The organism is Variovorax sp. LjRoot130 (genome assembly GCF_964253755.1).
Classification (GTDB): domain Bacteria; phylum Pseudomonadota; class Gammaproteobacteria; order Burkholderiales; family Burkholderiaceae_C; genus Variovorax.
The window spans coordinates 125,315-141,575 of the sequence record NZ_CAXURM020000002.1; the positions used below are offsets into that span (position 1 = coordinate 125,315).

Sequence of the window (16,261 nt, forward strand, 5' to 3'; positions counted from 1 at the left end):
GCCGGGCCTGCTTCGCCTCCAACAACCTGAGAGCATTTCCCATGAACGGTTTGATGATGGATCGGCCGCTGCTGATCTCCAGCCTGCTCACGCATGCAGAGAGCCAGCACGGCGACCAGGAGATCGTGTCGCGCCGCGTCGAGGGCGACCTGCACCGCATGACCTACCGTGATCTCGGCCGGCGCGCTCGCCGGCTGGCCAACGCGCTGGCGGCGCATGGCATCGCGCAGGGCGAGCGTGTGGCCACGCTGGCCTGGAACGGCCACCGCCACATGGAGCTCTACTACGCCGTATCGGGCACGGGCGCCGTGCTGCATACGATCAATCCACGCCTGCATGCCGATCAGGTGGCGTGGATCGCCGATCACGTCGAAGACCGGATCCTGTTCTTCGACCTCACCTTCCTTCCCCTGGTCGAAGCCATCGCGCCGCACGTGGCGACCATCAGGACCTTCGTCGCGATGACCGACCGCGCGCACATGCCCGTCTCCACGACGGTCCCGAACCTGCTGTGCTACGAGGATCTGCTCGAGGCCCATTCGCCCGCGTTCGACTGGCCCGAGTTCGACGAGCGCAGCGCCTCGTCGCTGTGCTACACGTCCGGCACCACCGGCAAGCCCAAGGGCGTGCTCTACAGCCACCGCTCCACGCTCCTGCACGCCTATGCGGCGGCGCTGCCGGATGCGCTGAGCTACGCCAGCAGCGATACCGTGCTGCCTGTGGTGCCCATGTTCCACGTGAACGCCTGGGGCATTCCGTACATCGCCTGCATGGTGGGGGCCAAGCTGGTGTTTCCCGGCCCGCGGCTCGATGGCAAGTCGCTGCACGAGCTGTTCGAGGCCGAAGGCGTCACTGTGTCTGCCGGTGTGCCTACCGTGTGGCAGGGACTGCTCGCGCACGTGGAAGCCAACGGGCTGAAGTTCAGCACCATGCGCCGCACCATTGTTGGCGGCTCGGCCTGCCCGCCTGCCATGGTGCAGTCCTTCCAGGAACGCCATGGCGTGCAGGTGGTGCACGCCTGGGGCATGACGGAAACCAGCCCCCTGGGCACGGTGTGCAGGCTCAAGCCGCAACATCAGGCACTCGACGCGCCACAGCGCCTGGCCATCCAGTCCAGGCAGGGCCGCGCGGTTTTCGGCGTGGAGATGAAGATCGTCGGCGCCCAGGGCGAGCGGCTGCCGCACGACGGCCGGGCCGCGGGCGAACTGATGGTGCGGGGGCCCTGGATCGCTGCGGGCTATTTCCGCGGCGAGGGGACCGACCCGCTGGTGGACGGCTGGTTTCCGACCGGTGACGTGTCCACCATCGATGCCGACGGCTTCATGCAGATCACCGATCGCAGCAAGGACGTGATCAAGTCCGGGGGCGAGTGGATCGGCTCCATCGACCTGGAGAACATCGCCATGGCGCACCCCGCCGTCGCCATGGCCGCCTGCATCGCCGCGCGCCACGCCAAGTGGGACGAACGGCCGCTGCTGGTGGTCGCGAAAAAATCGGGCCATGCAGTCACGCGCGACGAACTGCTCGGCTTCTACGAGGGCAAGATCGCCAAGTGGTGGACGCCGGACGACGTGGTGTTCGTCGACAGCATCCCCCTGGGCGCGACCGGCAAGGTGCAGAAGAACCTGCTGCGCGATGCCTGGGGCGACCAATTGCTGGCCAAGGCCTGAGGCACCCATGACGAGCCTCTCCCTCGCCAGCTGGCATTCACGCGGGCGCGAGCTCTTCCCCGGCGTGCTCGCATGCGCCGTGGTCGCGGCCGCGGCCACCTTCTTGTCGCAGCACTACGGTGCGCCGGTGATGCTGTTCGCGCTCATGCTGGGCATGGCGATGAACTTCCTCTCCGGCGATGGGCCGTGCAAGCCGGGTATCGAGTTCACCGGGCGCCAGGTGTTGCGCTGGGGCGTGGCGCTGCTGGGACTGCGCATCACGGCGGCGCAGGTCATCGCGCTGGGCTGGTCCCCGGTGCTGGTGGTCGCGTTCTCGCTGGTGTTGACCATCTGCGTGTCGATGATCGTGGCGCGGATGATGGGCTTCAACATCCTGTTCGGCCTGCTCAGCGGCGGCGCCACCGCCATCTGCGGCGCCTCGGCCGCGCTGGCGCTCTCGGCGGCGCTGCCGCCGCACCCGCTCAAGGAGCGCGCCACGCTGTTCACCGTGGTCGGCGTGTCGGCGCTCTCCACCTTCACGATGATCCTCTACCCCATGCTTGCGCGCGCGCTGGGCATGGACACGCAGACCGCGGGCGTGTTCCTCGGCGCCACCATCCACGACGTGGCGCAGGTGGTGGGCGCCGGCTACGGAATGTCGCAGGAGGTCGGCGATACCGCCACCCTGGTCAAGCTGGTGCGCGTGGCGGCGCTGCTGCCGGTAATCCTGCTCGCCGTGGCGTTCACGCGCCGCGGCGGGAAGGCAGGCGACGGCCCCCGGCCACCGCTGCTGCCGTGGTTCGCCGTCGGCTTCGCGGTGCTGGTGGCGCTCAACAGCACCGGTTGGCTGCCGAGGTCGCTCACCCGCATGGGCAGCGACCTCTCCGGCTGGTTGCTGGTGGCGGCGATGGCCGGCATCGGCATGAAGACCCAACTGCGCGAACTGGTCGCCGTCGGCCTCAAGCCGGTGGTGCTGATGGTGGGCGAAACCGTGTTCCTGGCAGTTCTGGCGATCGCCCTGTTGCGCTGGATGCCCTGATGCAGGTGGCTGGCCATGTCGGGACTGCCAGACGTAGCGCAACGGACACGTCCGGTGCAATCCAACTGATCGATGTGAGGAGAACCCATCCATGAAGAAACTCGCACTGGCGCTTTGCGCGCTCGCGCTTGCGGGAGCTGCCGCCGCGCAATCGTCCGTCACCATGTTCGGCGTTGTCGATGCCGGTTTCAGCTACTACCGCGCCACGAGTCGATCCTGGGGGCCGACGCTGCCGCGGCAGGTGACGCAAAGCCAGAAGGTGCTGTCGAGTTCGGGCTACAACTCCAGCAGGTTCGGTTTTCGAGGTACCGAGGATCTGGGCGGCGGGCTGGCGGCCAGCTTCTGGCTGGAGGCGCCAATGGCCAACGACTCGGGTGCCAGCGCCATCTCGAACTTCGGCCGTCGCTCCACCGTCAGCCTGTCCGGCCCCTTCGGCGAGCTTCGACTGGGCCGCGACTACACCGCCTCCTTCTGGAACGACGCCGTGTTCGATCCCTTCGGCGTCAACGGCGTCGGCACCAATCTGATCGCGGTGGTCAACAGCAATCTGGCAGCTTCGCGGGCGCTGGCCACCGGCGGTCTGCTCGGCGGGGGACTGTCTGCCGGCACCGACAGCTATCTGCGCACGAGCAATGCGGTCAGCTACTTCTTGCCTCCGGGACTGGCAGGCCTCTATGGGCAGGTGCAGTACGCGCTTCACGAGAACGTGGAAGTCAGCACCGTGCCCGGTGGTCCGTCCGAGCGCGGGCGCTATGCGGGCGGACGCCTGGGCTGGACCGACGGCAAGGCCGACGTGGCGCTGGGCTTTGGTGAAAGCACCTTGGCCAGCACAACCCCCGGCGGCGAGAAGATCAAGAGCTTGAACATCGGCGGCTCCTACGACTTCGGGGTGGTGAAGGTCCTCGGCGAATGGTCGCGCGTGCGCGATGTGCGCGATGTGCGCGATGGCACCACGGCCCTCCCCGCGCGCTCGACGGACCGCTACGACGGCCTCGTCGCCGGCGTGAACGTGCCGGTGGGCCCAGGCATCATTCGCGCATCGTTTGCGCGGGTGAATTTCAGGAACGGCAACGGCCTGCCGGACAGCGATGCCTCGGTCAACAAGCTGGCGCTGGGCTACGTGCACAACCTGTCCAAGCGCACGGCGTTGTATGCGTCGGTGGCGCGCATCGGCATCCGAAACGGCCACAACAACCCGACCGTGATGGGCGTCACCCCTCTGGTGCTGAGTCTCCCTGCCATCCTGCCTCAGCCTGCCTACGTCAGCACCAATGGAATGGAGCCTCGCAGGTCCATCGGCTACGACTTCGGCATCAGGCACGCCTTCTGACCTTCGCGCGTGCGGCCACCGCGGGTGTGCTCGTCAGCCTTCTTGTGTTCGCATACATCCCGATGATGTACGCCGGTGGTCCTTTGCTCTGAGCGCCTGTCCCCACAGCAGAACGCTGTGTTCTGGTCACGCGTCCGCATCTAGCCCATCCTGATCGGCAAATGACTCCCATTGAAGGTCGGCCTCTATGAGGACTTGTTTGTCAAGCGATGTCGGTCAGCATCTCGGTGGATGGTATGTCATGGTGGCCTCCGGGGCATCTGGGTCCAAGGTCGGGGCGTGACGGGCGTTCGAGCCAGTGCTCGGACGAACTGGCCGTCTGGCGCAGGTGCCCGCCGCCCGCGCCCTGCCCCTCCCCCAGGTCGCAGCTGCATTCCAGGCTCGGTGCGCACGATCGCGCCAGCGCCGATGCTGCGGCATGCTTCGCCAGAACAGCACGACACTGGAGGTCGAGACGGCCGGCCGAGGTCTCGTGGACGTCACGCAGGAAGTGGCCCGCTGGGTCCATGGTTGCAGGATTGAGAGCGGTCTGCTCACCCTCTTCGTTCGCCACCCCTCGGCCAGTTGGTGGGTGTGCCTGGCTAGAAGTGATCTTTCTTGAATCTGGGGATGTCCCCGGCCATCTTCAGGAGGTTTTCCGCGCGCTCCACAATGAAGTTGGCCAGGCCGGATACGAACTTTCTTTCTTCGTCGACGTAGACAGAATCCTCGGCCTGCAGCTTGGCCTGCACGATCGCGAGCTCGCACAGCTTCCAGAGCTCCCGCGCAAAGTAGGGTCGTGGAATGCGAGTGCGCTCGCAAAAGTCCGCAAGCGCGAACGACTTGATGCCGTTGAGTTCGAACTCGTCTCCGAATGCCATCGCGAGATCGTGGTGGATGTTCTTGTACTGCACGACGCTCACCAGATCGTAGAGCTCGGTCACTGCGAGACCGGCGTTCTGGCTGTAGCAGGAGAGATTCTTGCCGTGCGCATCGCTGTTGCCCAGCAAGAGCGTCGTCACCGCCCAGAGCACGATTCGTTGCACGCCCAGCGCTTGGTCGATCAGGTCCTTGCGCACATCCATGAGCTTCTGGAAGCTCACGCCATCGCGAATGTGCTCACATCCTCTCCTTCGCCCATGTTCCGCTCGTACTTGGCGGTCACTGACATGTCGAGTGCCTGGCATGCATCGATGATGTGCAGTCGATCGACCGAGTCCTTGGTCCTGCGGCGGTCGAACCGTTTCACTGCCAGCACGGCCGACGGCACTCTCAGGATCTCCACTTCGGCGGCATAGTCCGCGTTGAAGCGGCTCTGGCTGATGCGGTTCGCGAGCTTCATACAGAAGTGCTCGTTGGCCACCATGAAGGGCATGGCCTCGCTGAGCGGTTGCGGCTTCAGGATGTGCGTCGAGGCGAGCGAGCCATCGGCCAGGAAGAGCTTGTCGCCGTCCTTCAGCACCAGCAGCTTGTCCTGGAAGCCGGCGACCGACATGCGCACCTTGCCATCCCAGACGCTGAAGGGCTGCTGAGCTCGACGTTGGATGCGCTCGTCGAGCTCCGCGAAGGGTATTTCGCGAGCCTGTGGGCCCACCTCGCCTGGCTTCTGTCCCACGGGGACGAAGCTCAATGCGCCTGCAGTCTCGCGTCCAAGATGGCGGATGAGACCGAAGGTGTTGTTCTTCATGATGTTGGAGTGCTTCGACGCAACGTCCAACGCATTGCCCTCGGGCAGCAGATTCTCTACAAAGCGTTTGACCGTGCCTGACGATGCATCCCCTGCAAATGGAAGTTGGGGTGACAGCGGGAATCCGGCTGGATTCTTTACCCAGGCGGGGTCGTACTCGAGAGCGAATTCCTCGCTCCCGGGGTCGAACTTCAATGCGCCGACAAAGACTTCCCCGGCGTAGAGATGCAGGGCGTAGTCATCCATGGCTACGCTCCGTCGTCTGGGAGGACGACCTGAGGGCGCTTTCCACGTGGGGCAACGCGCGCGCAGGCACGACGAGTATTCGCAGGCCCAGCCCCTCCAGGACCAGCATCAACTTGTCCACGGTGACCGGCTTTCCGTTCTCCAGTCGCGACAGCATGTCCGGCGACACCAGGCTGAGGGAAGCCGCATCGTCGATGCGCAGACGGGCGTGAGCGCGCTGGTTGCGCACCAGCCGCCCAAGATCGGCCAGGTTCCGCACCACGGGGGAAACGGTTTCATCGGGGACAGGAAGCTTGCGCGTCATAGTTCCGCCTTTACGGAACTAATTCTGAAGCCCTGAGTAGAGTCGATTGTTCCGTAATGCCGGAATTATCCTCGCTTGCAGTCTCCCAGTCCATTGTTCCGTGATCACGGAATTAAAATCTCCCAAGAGCACTGGACGGATTGCGGGGTGGCTGTTCCCCCTTCAAACGCCCTTCCAATGATGTGAGCACTCACATCATTGGAAGCGGTTGCAGTAGCTGAATCGTTGGTCAAGCCGGGACCATGGCGCCGGATCCTGAGGTCGGTGGGAATGGGCCTATTTGCCGGCCGGCGCATCGAACAGCTGCCGATCGACCTTCCAGTCCGGGCCGTAGGTCGCATCCGCATAGGCGTAGACCACTGCTGATCCGAGGAGCCCGTGAAGAACGTCTCCCTGCGCAGCTCTGCGACTGATGACCGCGTTCAGTGCGCCTTTGCGCGCCAGATCCTGAAGGGCCCGATTGACCCAGCCGTTGAGCTTGGCCGGCTCCAGGGCGGCGACCTCTTTCTTCATGGCTTCGATCTGCTCGCGCAACCAGGTCGACCCGTCGGAGGCTGCGGGCTGCGCGGGCGCGACCGGCGCGGGCGCAGCCACGGGCAGCGAAGGGGTGGCGGCCGCCGGCCCCGTTGGCGCATCGGGCTCCGTCTCGTTGCGCAGCAGCGAGCGCAGATAGGAGAAAGCGTTGTCGACGGCGCGCAGGCTCTTGTTGCCGGCGCGTCGTTCCAGCACGGCGATCTGATCGCGGACACGGTCGTCGCCGAACTCCTTGATCAGGCCTTCGAGCTTGATCTCCCGGATGCCGAGTGTTTCGGCCCGCAGGATCAGGTTGGCATCCACGGGTTGATTCGAGGCCGCCCGTGGCAGCGACGCCTGGCGCTTCTTCCTGACGGCGAACTGGACCTCGTGGATCAGCCTGCCCTGCTTGTGTTCGATGAGCTCGATCTCCAGGTCCGTGTCGCTGTTGATCTCGGCCACTGCATCCTTCACGCGCTCGTTCTTGAACTTGCGCCACTCGCGCCGCTCGGGGCCCGGGCCGTTGCTCAAGGCGTCGACCCACCACGCCACGGGCTTGCGACTGGTGACCCCGCTCGGATTGTCCCGGTAGCGAATGCAGATCTCGTAGAGCGCCACGGCCGTGTAGGAGCCGAGCTTGCCGAGAACCTCCAGATCGATGGTGGCCCAGCGCTGCGGCTCGCGCAGGGCGGACATGATCGTGGGCGGATACGACCAGCTGACCCAGTTCTCGCCGCGGCGCACTTCCAGCGCGACTTCCGAGAGCATGGAGAAGCCCCGCCACTTCACGCCGTCCCCGGGCGCCGTCGACTCCCAGTCGACCTCCAGGCTGCGCATTTCCAGCAGATAGCGCTTCGCCGCGGTGCGCTCGCTGCCGCTGGAGCCGGTGGTGCGCAGCACAGCCGCCAGGGGTGCCTCGAACATGAAGTCGGCCGAGGGCATGGCCGGCATGGCCACCAGCCGCGTCTGGGAGATCTGCAGCAGCGCCGTGTAGATGCGACGGCCGGTCAGCGTCACGCGCGCCGAGCGCGGCATCATCACGATCATCTCGTGCGGCTTGCGCAACTCGAGCGCTTCGTCGGCATCAGGCGCCGCGACGTTCTTCTGACTGTTCATGAGGACCTGATCGTATGTCCAACTCCGATTGGACACAAGCGGAATCACCGTCCAGTCGGCACCCCTCTCTCACGCGCTGGACGCAACGGGGTCGACAATCAGAACGGGGCCCGATTAAAAGCTGGACACTTGGTGAACTCCCCTGCCTCGGGGGCTTCGGCCGGCCCGATTAAAACCCGGACAGTTCGCCTCGCAGCCCGTTCTGACGGTCTTGATTGGGGTGGTTAGAACCTGGACATTGCCCTCTTGCGAAGGCAAACGGGCAGATTTTGGGGCCTCAGCACTGCTGTGGATAAGCTGCGAGGCATCGCGTCACCGGCTGGACGGTTGCCGATCAGAGTCTGGACAGATGCGATTAGAAGCTGGACGCAAGCGATCAAAACCCGGACGGCGTACGCGAATATTGTCTCGTAAGTTATTGATTTATAAAGAGAAATTTGAATTTGCCAGAAGCTTAATCTCTTTAAGGTATTCAATATCTTTTAATCTCGGGAGAGCTGGATGGAGAACAGAATACGAAGGCCGCCACAGGGCAGCGTCCGCGCAGGATGATTGTTGAAGATTCTTCGTTTTTGCGAAGGTGATGGGCATAATCGCAGCACTCTTCAACTTCCGGGGCAGACTTCGTGGACATCAAGCAAACCATCCGGCGCCAGAATCTCGAGGACATCGAGCACCAGGCGCACAAGGTCGCGGGCATGATGGAGCGCATCCGGGTTGCGATGCTGGCACCGACCGCCACCAAGACCGCGCCGACGCTCAAGGCGGTGCAACTGGCCGAGCTGTGCGGGGTCGACAAGTCCAAGATAGCTTACCGGCTTACGCGCGGCGACCTGCCCAGTGGCGAGATCCATGGCAACAGTCGTGAATGGACGATGGCGGAGGCCCAGGCCTGGGCCCGCGAGTTGCGTGCCGACCACCTGCGCCCGGACGGCGCCGCCGGCATCACGATCACCGTCGCCAACTTCAAGGGCGGCGTGGCGAAGACCACCTCGGCGGTCACGCTGGCCCAGGGGCTCTCGATGCGCGGGCACAAGGTGCTGTTGCTGGACCTGGATCCGCAGGGCTCCGCCACCACCCTGTTCGGGGTGCTGCCGGACGCCGAAGTCGAGACCGAGCACACGGCGATGTCGCTGTTCACCGGGGAGCAGGACAACCTGCAGTATGCGATCCGCTCGACCTACTGGCCGAACATCGACCTGGTCTGCGCGGCGCCGCTTCTCTATGGCGCGGAATTCCACTTGCCGGCGCGCCAGGCGCGGGATGCGGGCTTCGAGTTCTGGCGCGTGCTGGACCGCGGCCTGGACCTGACGCGCGAGGCCTACGACGTGATCGTGATCGACACCCCGCCGTCCCTGAGCTACGTGACGATCAACGCGCTGATGGCGGCCGACGGCGTCATCATGCCCCTGCCCCCTTCGGCGCTCGACTTCGCGAGCTCGGCCCAGTTCTGGGACCTGTTCTCCGACCTGTGCAACCAGCTGGTCCGAAGCCGCGGCAAGGACAAGAGCTTCGAGTTCATCGATGTGCTGTTGTCGCGGGTCGAGGCCTCGGACACGGCCAGCTCGGTGGTGCGCCAGTGGGTGCTCGAGGGCTACGGCGACAAGGTGCTGCCGATCGAGATCCCGAAGACCGCGGTGGCGGCGACCGCCAGCGCGGAGTTCGGAACGGTCTATGACCTGCCGCGCGGCTCGGTGAACTCCAAGACATTTTCCCGGGCGCGAGTTGCCTACGATCGGATGTGCGAGTTGATCGAGCAGCAGATCGAAGCGGTGTGGGCGCACCAGGTGGCGGAGCGGCAGGTTCTGGAAACGGTGGTTTGACATGGGACTGAAAGACAAGGCCTCCAAGATCGACTTCGCATCGTTGATGCCGGTGGCGGCACCCACGCCCGATGTCACCAAGCCGAAGACGGCGCCGGGCGCCATGATGGCCCTGGCCAACGACCAGCGTTCCGAACTCCTGCGCGAGAACGATCTGCTGCGCGGGCAAGCCGCGCGCGCGGCGGAGCTCGAGGGGCGCCTGAACGATGCCGTGACCGAGCTCCACACCTGGGACGGCGCCAAGGCGACGCGCTTGCTCGACCCGCGCGAGATCAAGCGCAGCGACTATGCCAATCGCCACGAGTCGAGTTTTCGACTCGAGGACTTCGAGGATCTCAAGCGTGAGATCAAGGAGGCCGGGGGCAATATCCAGCCCATCAAGGTGCGCCCGATCGCGAGTCCGGGCGATGGTCCCAAGTACGAGATCGTGTTCGGCCATCGCCGGCACGAGGCGTGTCTGCAGCTGGGCTTGCAGGTTCTGGCGTTCGTGGACAACCTGGACGATCGCGCGCTGTTCGAGGAGATGGAGCGCGAGAATCGGGAGCGTGCCGATCTGTCGGCCTGGGAGCAGGGCGTGATGTACGCGCGTGCGCTGGACCGCGGCCTCTATCCGTCCTTGCGCCAGATGGCCAGCGCGATCGGCGTGGACCCGACCAATCTCTCGAAGGCGCTGGTGCTGGCGCGGCTGCCGCAGGCGGTGCTGCAGGCCTTCGCGTCACCGCTGGATCTTCAGTTTCGCTGGTCGACGGCGTTCAAGGCCGCGGTGGAGAGCGACCCCGCGGGATTGGAAGCTCGGGCGGCCGAGATCGCGGCGGACCGCGGCACCCTGAGTGCGAAGGAAATCTTCGCTCGGCTGACGTCCCCGCAGGCAGCGGCAATGCGGGCCCCGTCGCACCCGTCGATTCAGACTTTCGAGAAGGCGGGTACGACCATCGCGACGATGAAGGTCGACGGACAAGCCAAACCCTCCATCCGCATCCATGTCGGATTGACCGCGGCGCGTCAGTTGGAGCTCGCCCGTTTGCTCAAGCAGTTCGTCGCCGAAGGATAAGAGAGACCCCTGCGGGACAAACAAAAAAGGCGCCTTGGGCGCCTTTTTTGTTGGCCTCGAATATCCGAATCGGGAGGTGTAGTACGGTACTACACCCCGCGATCGAAGCGACCCGGGCGGGGAAGTCGTCGGTACCGAACTGCGTGTAGTACCGTACTACACCCCTCCGAACAGCGACGGCGATTAGGCCGCAACCACCCTCACGCCTCTCATGACTGCGAGCCGCGAGACGCCTCGAGACGCTCGAGCGACGACAGGATCTGATCGATCGTCGACTTCAGAACTCCCATGTCCCTGTCGCGCCGAGCCTCGACGATGGGGTTGCCGCCGCCTCCGTCCGCACGCGCGGTGGCGAGCAAAGTCTCTCTGGAACGCGCCACCACCTCGTCAAGCCTGGTAATCAGGTTGTTTCGCAGCGCAGCGAACTGCGCCATCTCGCGCCGCATTTCTCGCACGTCGTCACCCAGCGTCACGAGCACCTGCTCAATGCGCCGCTGCCACTCTGCAAGTTCCTCCGAGGGCGGCGCGGCCGCGGGCGTCGCTTCGTGGAATCGGTGAGCGGGCGCCGCAGGTGCCACCTGGTCGTGCATCAGCGGGCGCAGCACCGCAGACAGCTGGCGGGCCGTGCGCGCCACGGCTTCCTCGAAAACGGCTTTCGGATTCGAGTCCGCAAGCTGCGGCCACAACTCGTAGACCCGTGCGATCGCCTTGTCGGTGGCCAGGCGCAGTCCTGGCCGGCCCGGTTTGCCAGGCAGCACGGTGCCCTTGGCGTTCGCGCCATCCTGACCGCCTGGGTCGGCCTCCCCGCGCGACGCGATGAGACATTCCCTGAATTCGCCGCTTGCACTCCACTTTTTCAGCATCGCTTCCGACGGCGCGCTGGCGCCGTGCAGGATGACCAGGATGCGGCCGAGGTCCGCGACACTGCTGATTTCCGGCCATGCGGCATCACGGAATTCTCCGAGATCCACAACCTGTTCTGAAGCACGATCGGTGGGTAAGGAGGACAAATGCGCCACGCCTGAATGATTTGGTTACTGAATAACCGAATTATCAGCCCGCTATTGCCAAAGAGCTTTTCCGGCCCCGATTTCCGTGAAACAATTTTTTGCCCAAGGCACAGCGCGCAAGCTAAGTTGTTGTCGCACTTCAGAAAAAGTCTTGCGGATTCTTGCTCCAATTGGGAGGCGCAATGTTTCACGGAATCCGAGATGCGCCGATTCTTGCCCCAACTTCTGTCATGCGACACAGTAGTTGAGCCGATGCGACACTATTCCTTTGACAGTTCCCGCATCCTGAAATAGGCCAACGGACGGCCCGGCGGGACGGAGAGACTCGTGATGTCTTCGACGACGGACACCTCATTGGGCTCAACCGCCGCAACCGGAATGGTCAGGACCGGACCGGCCGTTCGGCTCAGGGTGCTGAATCCGTTCAAAACGCCCAAAGCATGGGCATGCTGTCACCAAGAATGCTGAGCATTGCTGCGGCCGCCATCATCCTTGGCCCACTCGGCGTCATGCCATTGGCCAAGGGCAGCAGGGGCCGTGCGGTTCTTTCACACGTCTTGCCGCCAAGGCGGAAGTGTCCAGCTTTTGATCGAGCAACTTCAACAAGCCATGACCTCCTTTCCGACGTTGCCGCAGCTCGCCCATGTCGATGACGCCGAGTTCGCAGGGCGCGGCCGCGCGGCGGGAATAGAAATTCAGACCGCACGGCTGATCCTGCTCGACCCGGATCGATTCGCCGCGGCGCCGGCGCTGCAGGGCTTGGCCGATCGCGTAAGCGCAGCGCATGGAGAATTTCCCGCAGGCCGAGCAGTTCGAGGCCAGTGAAGACGCCCGCCCGGTGGGGTTGAAGGGGAGAGCGCGGGAGGACGTTCAACCCTACCGACGCGTGGCACACGTGTATGACATGGGCTCGAGGCGCCGCCTCAATTCGCTCTCTGCGTCGCACGCCCTGCTGTCTGTTTGTGGGAAGCTTGCCTTGTGTCCGCAATTCCGACTTCGTTCTATTTGACGGGCGTTCGCCTTCGCAGACTCACCGGGCAGATAGGAGAAGGAGCAGGGGCAGAGGCTGCTCAGTTTCACTCCCACGCCTGACCTCCAACTGTCCAGCTTTTAATCGGCTCAGTTCAGCGCCATGGATCGCCCGCTCCGAGGTTGCCGCAGCTCTCCCACTCGATGCCGTGGGGCGCGACACTCATCTTGTCCGGTCGAGGTGGTACTCAATCCACTTCAAACCGTCTCTGTGGCCCTTGACCAGCTGGGTGCTGTCGTCGAATCGCTCGCGGATCACGGGCAACAGATCACCGATGCCATGGGCGAATTGATAACCCGCGCCTGGGGCTAGAAGGAGAATTCTTGCCGCGCTTCCCAACTCAAAGTGCCGTGACAGATGCCACGTCATAATTACTAATTATGTAGATAATGGTCGTGCCGGATGCCACAGCGTTCGGGGGTGCCTTGCGCCCGTCCAAGATTCACTCGGTTCACTTCAAGAGGACATGACTGCCGTTCCAACGCCATCTCAACTGGCCCAGCTCGAAGATGCCGAGCTTGACGAGTTGGCGCACGCCTGGCGGGCTCGCGCTGCGCGTGGTGAGTCTGGCGCGTTCGGAGTCGCCCACGTGCTCGAAGTCGAAAGGCGAGGGCGCATTCGCGCGAGCCAGATGATCACCCTGCGTGCCCCGCTGGTTCCGACCCCCAGGCGACCCTGGTGGAAGTTCTGGCAATCCGACTCAAGCGATGGACCGATGACTCCGACATGAAGAAGCCTCGGCGCGATGCCATAGCCGACATTGCGTTGTGCGCGTCAACTCAGGGTCTGAGCGATCGTGTCGCAATGGGGTTGTAGCTTGCGTCCGGAAGGCGAGCGCACTGACCTTCGCTGAGCGGGAAGCTCGGGCTACTACCATCGATGCGGCTTTTTGGAAGGCCCAAGCGGTTCCACGCCAACACAAGGGATGCCGCTTTACGGCGCATCCATCGGCTTCAAAGTATGGAGAGGTTGATAAATCAAATTGAATCGCTATGATTCACAAATGACTCAAACCGCTACTCCCCCGTCTACCAAGGTGATGACGGCTCATGTACCTACCGAGCTCGCCGACCAGGTCGACCACTTCGCTGCGAAGCTCGATCGCTCGCGCGCGTGGGTCATCAAGCAGGCCCTCACCGCATGGGTTGAGCAGGAAGCCGAGCGAATGCGGCTCACGCTGGAAGGGCTCGAAGATGTGAAGGCCGGCCGCACCGTCGACCATGCCTCCGTCCACGCATGGGCCCAGAGCCTCGGTACTGACAAGCCGCTGCCGGTGCCGGTGCCGCGCTGATGGAGATCCGTTGGACCTCCAAGGCTCTGTCTGACCTCGCGCGCCTCTACGAATTCCTCGAGCCAGTCGATACGACAGCTGCAGCTCGGACGGTACAGATGTTGACTGCCGCCCCGGTGACCCTGCAGGCCAACCCCCGCATTGGACGCCGAGTGGAGGCCCCCGAGCCTCATGAGGTTCGGCGACTTCTCGTGGGTGCCTACGAACTGCGCTACGAGATCGACGGCAGCACGATCTTCATCGTGCGCATGTTTCACACTCGCGAGGATCGCTGATCATGGGGCGTATAAGCACAACGCGCGGCTGGCTCCTGCTCCGGTTGAACGCAAGGGGCGCTGCCGTCTTGTCGGTCCAGGACGCCGCGGCCTACCGGACCTCCTCGCCGATCCGCCATCGACCTGATGCGGCTACCCATGCGCCGTTTCAACGTGCCTGCGGGTGTGGGTCTGGATCTGCCGGTACTGCTGTGGCGAGAGCTGCAGGCTGCGTATGAACGCGCGGCGCATGGCCTCCGAGGAGGCGAAGCCGCATCGGGAGGCGATCGCCTTGACCGAGAGATGGCTGCCCCCAAGCAGCCGACACGCGGCGTCCACGCGGATTTGCTGCACGACTGCCGCAGGCGTCGAGCCGGTCGCGCCGCGGTAGAACCGCGCGAAGGTGCGCTCGGACATCGCGAGGTGCTCGGCGAGCTGCGTCACGCTATAGGACCTGCGCAGGTTCATCGAGATCCACAGATGCGGCTCGCCAATGCGTGGATCGCGCTGCACCTCGGTGGCGCTCTCGCCCCTGCGGCTGCCAAAGGCCAACGCCGTAGGAGCGTTGGAAGGGAGCGGCCATGCGGCTCGAGATCGCCGTCGCGATCACGCCTCCGAGGTCGGCGGCCCCGAGGCTCATCGCGAGGTCGACGCCACGTGTCACGCTCACCGCGCTCCAGTGCACGGGAGCAGTTGCGGTGCGTGCCGATGCCATGGCGCGGGCAGCGCGGGATGCCTCCTGGACGAGCGTGCGGGCGTCCTGCCCGATCGTCGCGCCGCTGCCGATATGCGGGGCCATGCGGGCGAGCCAGGATTCGACCACCGCCCGGCCCGCATCGGAGTGTCCGGTCGTGCGCAGCCACGGGCCCGCCGCCACGATGAGCATGGCGATGCTGCCCTGGATGCGCGCCGGCAGCGGCTCCGCGGCGAGCGCGACGCCGCTGGAGGCCAGCACGGCACCTGCCTCGGCGCCGATCACGAGCACGCGGTAGAACGGCTTCTTCCTGAGCTCGCCGAGCACGGCATTGGCGATCTCCAGAACCGAGATCGCACCCGTCACGTCGACCACGGGAAAGCCGGGCAGCAGCAGAAACCAGACACGTTGCATGCTCGAGAGCGCTTGTTCCGATGTGCGAACCCGCGCGCACTTTAGCGACTTGTGACACGCGCATGACTTCGACCAACGGAGGGGGCGTTGGCGGGATTTAGGGGCAGTTTGTCACCCCGCGAGGGGCAGCCACTTCTAGACTTGCCTTCTGGCTGCTGGAGGAAGTGCTCGAGCCTTCAGGCAGCGGGGGGTGCCTTGCCCCCGACCAGGATGTGAGTGCCTCGCGTCCCGTACTTCGAGAGAGGCCATCTTCGATGGCACTGTGGACCCATGACGTATTGCGGCGGCTCACGGGCGCACGCAGCCTGGAGGACGCGTTCGCGCAGATCGCGCTCGGCGCACGCGAGCTCGGCTTCGAGTACTGTGCCTATGGCCTGCGCCTTCCGCTGTCGTTCACCAATCCGAAGACGCTGATCCTCTCGAGTTACGAGCGCGGCTGGCGCGAGCGCTACCTCGAGGCGGGTTACCCGCGCACAGACCCCACCGTCGCGCACGGTACGCGCAGTGCGCACCCGGTGGTGTGGAGCAACAAGCTTTTCGAGCGTGCACCGCAGATGTGGGAGGAGGCGCGCTCCTTCGGCCTGCGTGTGGGCTGGGCCCAATCCTGTTTCGATGCCGATGGCCGCATGGGCATGCTCACGCTTGCGCGTTCGAACGAGCGGTTCTTGCCGTTGATCAGCAATGCGGCAGGGCGACTGGTGCGCGGTCCCGTCCGACCGTGAGGTCGGCCTGGCCGACCAGGAACCAGTCGTTGGCTGGCAGTCGGAATCGCGCCGGAACACGCGCGTCTCGCCGGCCGCGTCGGTCACGGCAATCTCGCCGGTCTGCATG

General features: G+C 64.6%; 16 protein-coding genes. 8 read left to right on the forward strand and 8 right to left on the reverse strand.

What is annotated here, in order from left to right; all coding sequences use genetic code 11:
* The first annotated feature begins 41 nt into the window (after window positions 1-41).
* The 3 genes from ACSQ86_RS30305 (at window position 42) to ACSQ86_RS30315 (ending at window position 4,018) form a co-directional block, all read left to right on the forward strand.
* Window positions 42-1,670, forward strand: coding sequence for a 3-(methylthio)propionyl-CoA ligase (locus ACSQ86_RS30305; RefSeq protein ID WP_436310358.1), 1,629 nt, complete (start codon window positions 42-44; stop codon window positions 1,668-1,670).
* A gap of 7 nt (window positions 1,671-1,677) precedes the next feature.
* A complete protein-coding gene (locus tag ACSQ86_RS30310) occupies window positions 1,678-2,688 on the forward strand; it encodes a YeiH family protein (RefSeq protein ID WP_436307440.1) in 1,011 nt (336 codons plus the stop codon).
* Between the two features lie 91 nt (window positions 2,689-2,779).
* Window positions 2,780-4,018 (forward strand): porin, encoded by a 1,239-nt coding sequence (locus ACSQ86_RS30315; protein WP_436310359.1) that lies wholly within the window; start codon window positions 2,780-2,782, stop codon window positions 4,016-4,018.
* Between the two features lie 581 nt (window positions 4,019-4,599).
* Here ACSQ86_RS30315 and ACSQ86_RS30320 read toward each other — a convergent pair.
* The 4 genes from ACSQ86_RS30320 to ACSQ86_RS30335 all read right to left on the reverse strand — a co-directional run bounded on the left by ACSQ86_RS30320 (window position 4,600) and on the right by ACSQ86_RS30335 (window position 7,863).
* Window positions 4,600-5,100, reverse strand: a complete 501-nt coding sequence (locus tag ACSQ86_RS30320; protein WP_436310360.1) for a HipA domain-containing protein — start codon at window positions 5,098-5,100, stop codon at window positions 4,600-4,602.
* A complete protein-coding gene (locus tag ACSQ86_RS30325; RefSeq protein WP_436310361.1) occupies window positions 5,097-5,930 on the reverse strand; it encodes a HipA domain-containing protein in 834 nt (277 codons plus the stop codon). Before ACSQ86_RS30325 ends, ACSQ86_RS30320 begins: the two co-directional genes overlap by 4 nt.
* Window positions 5,923-6,234, reverse strand: a complete 312-nt coding sequence (locus ACSQ86_RS30330; protein ID WP_436310362.1) for a helix-turn-helix domain-containing protein — start codon at window positions 6,232-6,234, stop codon at window positions 5,923-5,925. Before ACSQ86_RS30330 ends, ACSQ86_RS30325 begins: the two co-directional genes overlap by 8 nt.
* Before the next feature lie 276 nt (window positions 6,235-6,510).
* The gene (locus tag ACSQ86_RS30335; RefSeq protein WP_436310363.1) at window positions 6,511-7,863 is read right to left on the reverse strand and encodes a hypothetical protein; all 1,353 of its coding nucleotides are present in this window, start codon (window positions 7,861-7,863) and stop codon (window positions 6,511-6,513) included.
* A gap of 626 nt (window positions 7,864-8,489) precedes the next feature.
* On the opposite strand from ACSQ86_RS30335, the gene ACSQ86_RS30340 reads away from it, so the two are divergent.
* Together ACSQ86_RS30340 and ACSQ86_RS30345 are read left to right on the forward strand one after the other, a co-directional pair.
* On the forward strand, window positions 8,490-9,686 hold the full coding sequence (locus ACSQ86_RS30340) for a ParA family protein (RefSeq protein WP_436296768.1): 1,197 nt from the start codon (window positions 8,490-8,492) through the stop codon (window positions 9,684-9,686).
* A 1-nt stretch (window position 9,687) separates the two neighbouring features.
* Entirely contained in the window at window positions 9,688-10,737 is a 1,050-nt protein-coding gene (locus ACSQ86_RS30345; RefSeq protein WP_436307430.1) for a ParB/RepB/Spo0J family partition protein, read from the forward strand.
* Between the two features lie 209 nt (window positions 10,738-10,946).
* Here the strand turns inward: ACSQ86_RS30345 and ACSQ86_RS30350 are convergent, their stop codons facing one another.
* Together ACSQ86_RS30350 and ACSQ86_RS30355 are read right to left on the reverse strand one after the other, a co-directional pair.
* The gene (locus ACSQ86_RS30350; protein ID WP_436310364.1) at window positions 10,947-11,747 is read right to left on the reverse strand and encodes a hypothetical protein; all 801 of its coding nucleotides are present in this window, start codon (window positions 11,745-11,747) and stop codon (window positions 10,947-10,949) included.
* A 507-nt stretch (window positions 11,748-12,254) separates the two neighbouring features.
* The gene (locus tag ACSQ86_RS30355; protein ID WP_436307428.1) at window positions 12,255-12,533 is read right to left on the reverse strand and encodes a hypothetical protein; all 279 of its coding nucleotides are present in this window, start codon (window positions 12,531-12,533) and stop codon (window positions 12,255-12,257) included.
* 1,247 nt (window positions 12,534-13,780) lie between these two features.
* On the opposite strand from ACSQ86_RS30355, the gene ACSQ86_RS30360 reads away from it, so the two are divergent.
* Complete coding sequence (locus ACSQ86_RS30360; RefSeq protein WP_436307425.1) at window positions 13,781-14,068, forward strand: CopG family ribbon-helix-helix protein; 288 nt, start codon at window positions 13,781-13,783, stop codon at window positions 14,066-14,068.
* Window positions 14,068-14,343, forward strand: coding sequence for a type II toxin-antitoxin system RelE/ParE family toxin (locus ACSQ86_RS30365; protein ID WP_436293149.1), 276 nt, complete (start codon window positions 14,068-14,070; stop codon window positions 14,341-14,343). Before ACSQ86_RS30360 ends, ACSQ86_RS30365 begins: the two co-directional genes overlap by 1 nt.
* Window positions 14,344-14,475: 132 nt before the next feature.
* Here ACSQ86_RS30365 and ACSQ86_RS30370 read toward each other — a convergent pair whose 3' ends face one another.
* Window positions 14,476-14,790 carry a helix-turn-helix domain-containing protein gene (locus ACSQ86_RS30370; protein WP_436307424.1) on the reverse strand — a complete coding sequence of 105 codons (315 nt, stop codon included), beginning with the start codon at window positions 14,788-14,790 and terminating at the stop codon, window positions 14,476-14,478.
* Window positions 14,768-15,430: a hypothetical protein gene (locus ACSQ86_RS30375; protein ID WP_436310365.1), complete on the reverse strand. Its 663-nt coding sequence runs from the start codon at window positions 15,428-15,430 to the stop codon at window positions 14,768-14,770. The genes ACSQ86_RS30370 and ACSQ86_RS30375 overlap by 23 nt, the downstream gene beginning before the upstream one ends.
* Window positions 15,431-15,684: 254 nt before the next feature.
* On the opposite strand from ACSQ86_RS30375, the gene ACSQ86_RS30380 reads away from it, so the two are divergent.
* Entirely contained in the window at window positions 15,685-16,152 is a 468-nt protein-coding gene (locus ACSQ86_RS30380) for an autoinducer binding domain-containing protein (protein WP_436310366.1), read from the forward strand.
* Window positions 16,153-16,261 lie beyond the last annotated feature (109 nt).

Coding starts and splice junctions, on each gene's coding strand:
- ACSQ86_RS30305 (WP_436310358.1), top strand. CDS start 42: ATGAACGGTTTGATGATGGATCGGCCGCTGCTGATCTCCAGCCTGCTC.
- ACSQ86_RS30310 (WP_436307440.1), top strand. CDS start 1,678: ATGACGAGCCTCTCCCTCGCCAGCTGGCATTCACGCGGGCGCGAGCTC.
- ACSQ86_RS30315 (WP_436310359.1), top strand. CDS start 2,780: ATGAAGAAACTCGCACTGGCGCTTTGCGCGCTCGCGCTTGCGGGAGCT.
- ACSQ86_RS30325 (WP_436310361.1), bottom strand. CDS start 5,930: ATGGATGACTACGCCCTGCATCTCTACGCCGGGGAAGTCTTTGTCGGC.
- ACSQ86_RS30330 (WP_436310362.1), bottom strand. CDS start 6,234: ATGACGCGCAAGCTTCCTGTCCCCGATGAAACCGTTTCCCCCGTGGTG.
- ACSQ86_RS30335 (WP_436310363.1), bottom strand. CDS start 7,863: ATGAACAGTCAGAAGAACGTCGCGGCGCCTGATGCCGACGAAGCGCTC.
- ACSQ86_RS30345 (WP_436307430.1), top strand. CDS start 9,688: ATGGGACTGAAAGACAAGGCCTCCAAGATCGACTTCGCATCGTTGATG.
- ACSQ86_RS30355 (WP_436307428.1), bottom strand. CDS start 12,533: ATGCGCTGCGCTTACGCGATCGGCCAAGCCCTGCAGCGCCGGCGCCGC.
- ACSQ86_RS30360 (WP_436307425.1), top strand. CDS start 13,781: ATGACTCAAACCGCTACTCCCCCGTCTACCAAGGTGATGACGGCTCAT.
- ACSQ86_RS30365 (WP_436293149.1), top strand. CDS start 14,068: ATGGAGATCCGTTGGACCTCCAAGGCTCTGTCTGACCTCGCGCGCCTC.
- ACSQ86_RS30370 (WP_436307424.1), bottom strand. CDS start 14,790: ATGAACCTGCGCAGGTCCTATAGCGTGACGCAGCTCGCCGAGCACCTC.
- ACSQ86_RS30375 (WP_436310365.1), bottom strand. CDS start 15,430: ATGCAACGTGTCTGGTTTCTGCTGCTGCCCGGCTTTCCCGTGGTCGAC.
- ACSQ86_RS30380 (WP_436310366.1), top strand. CDS start 15,685: ATGGCACTGTGGACCCATGACGTATTGCGGCGGCTCACGGGCGCACGC.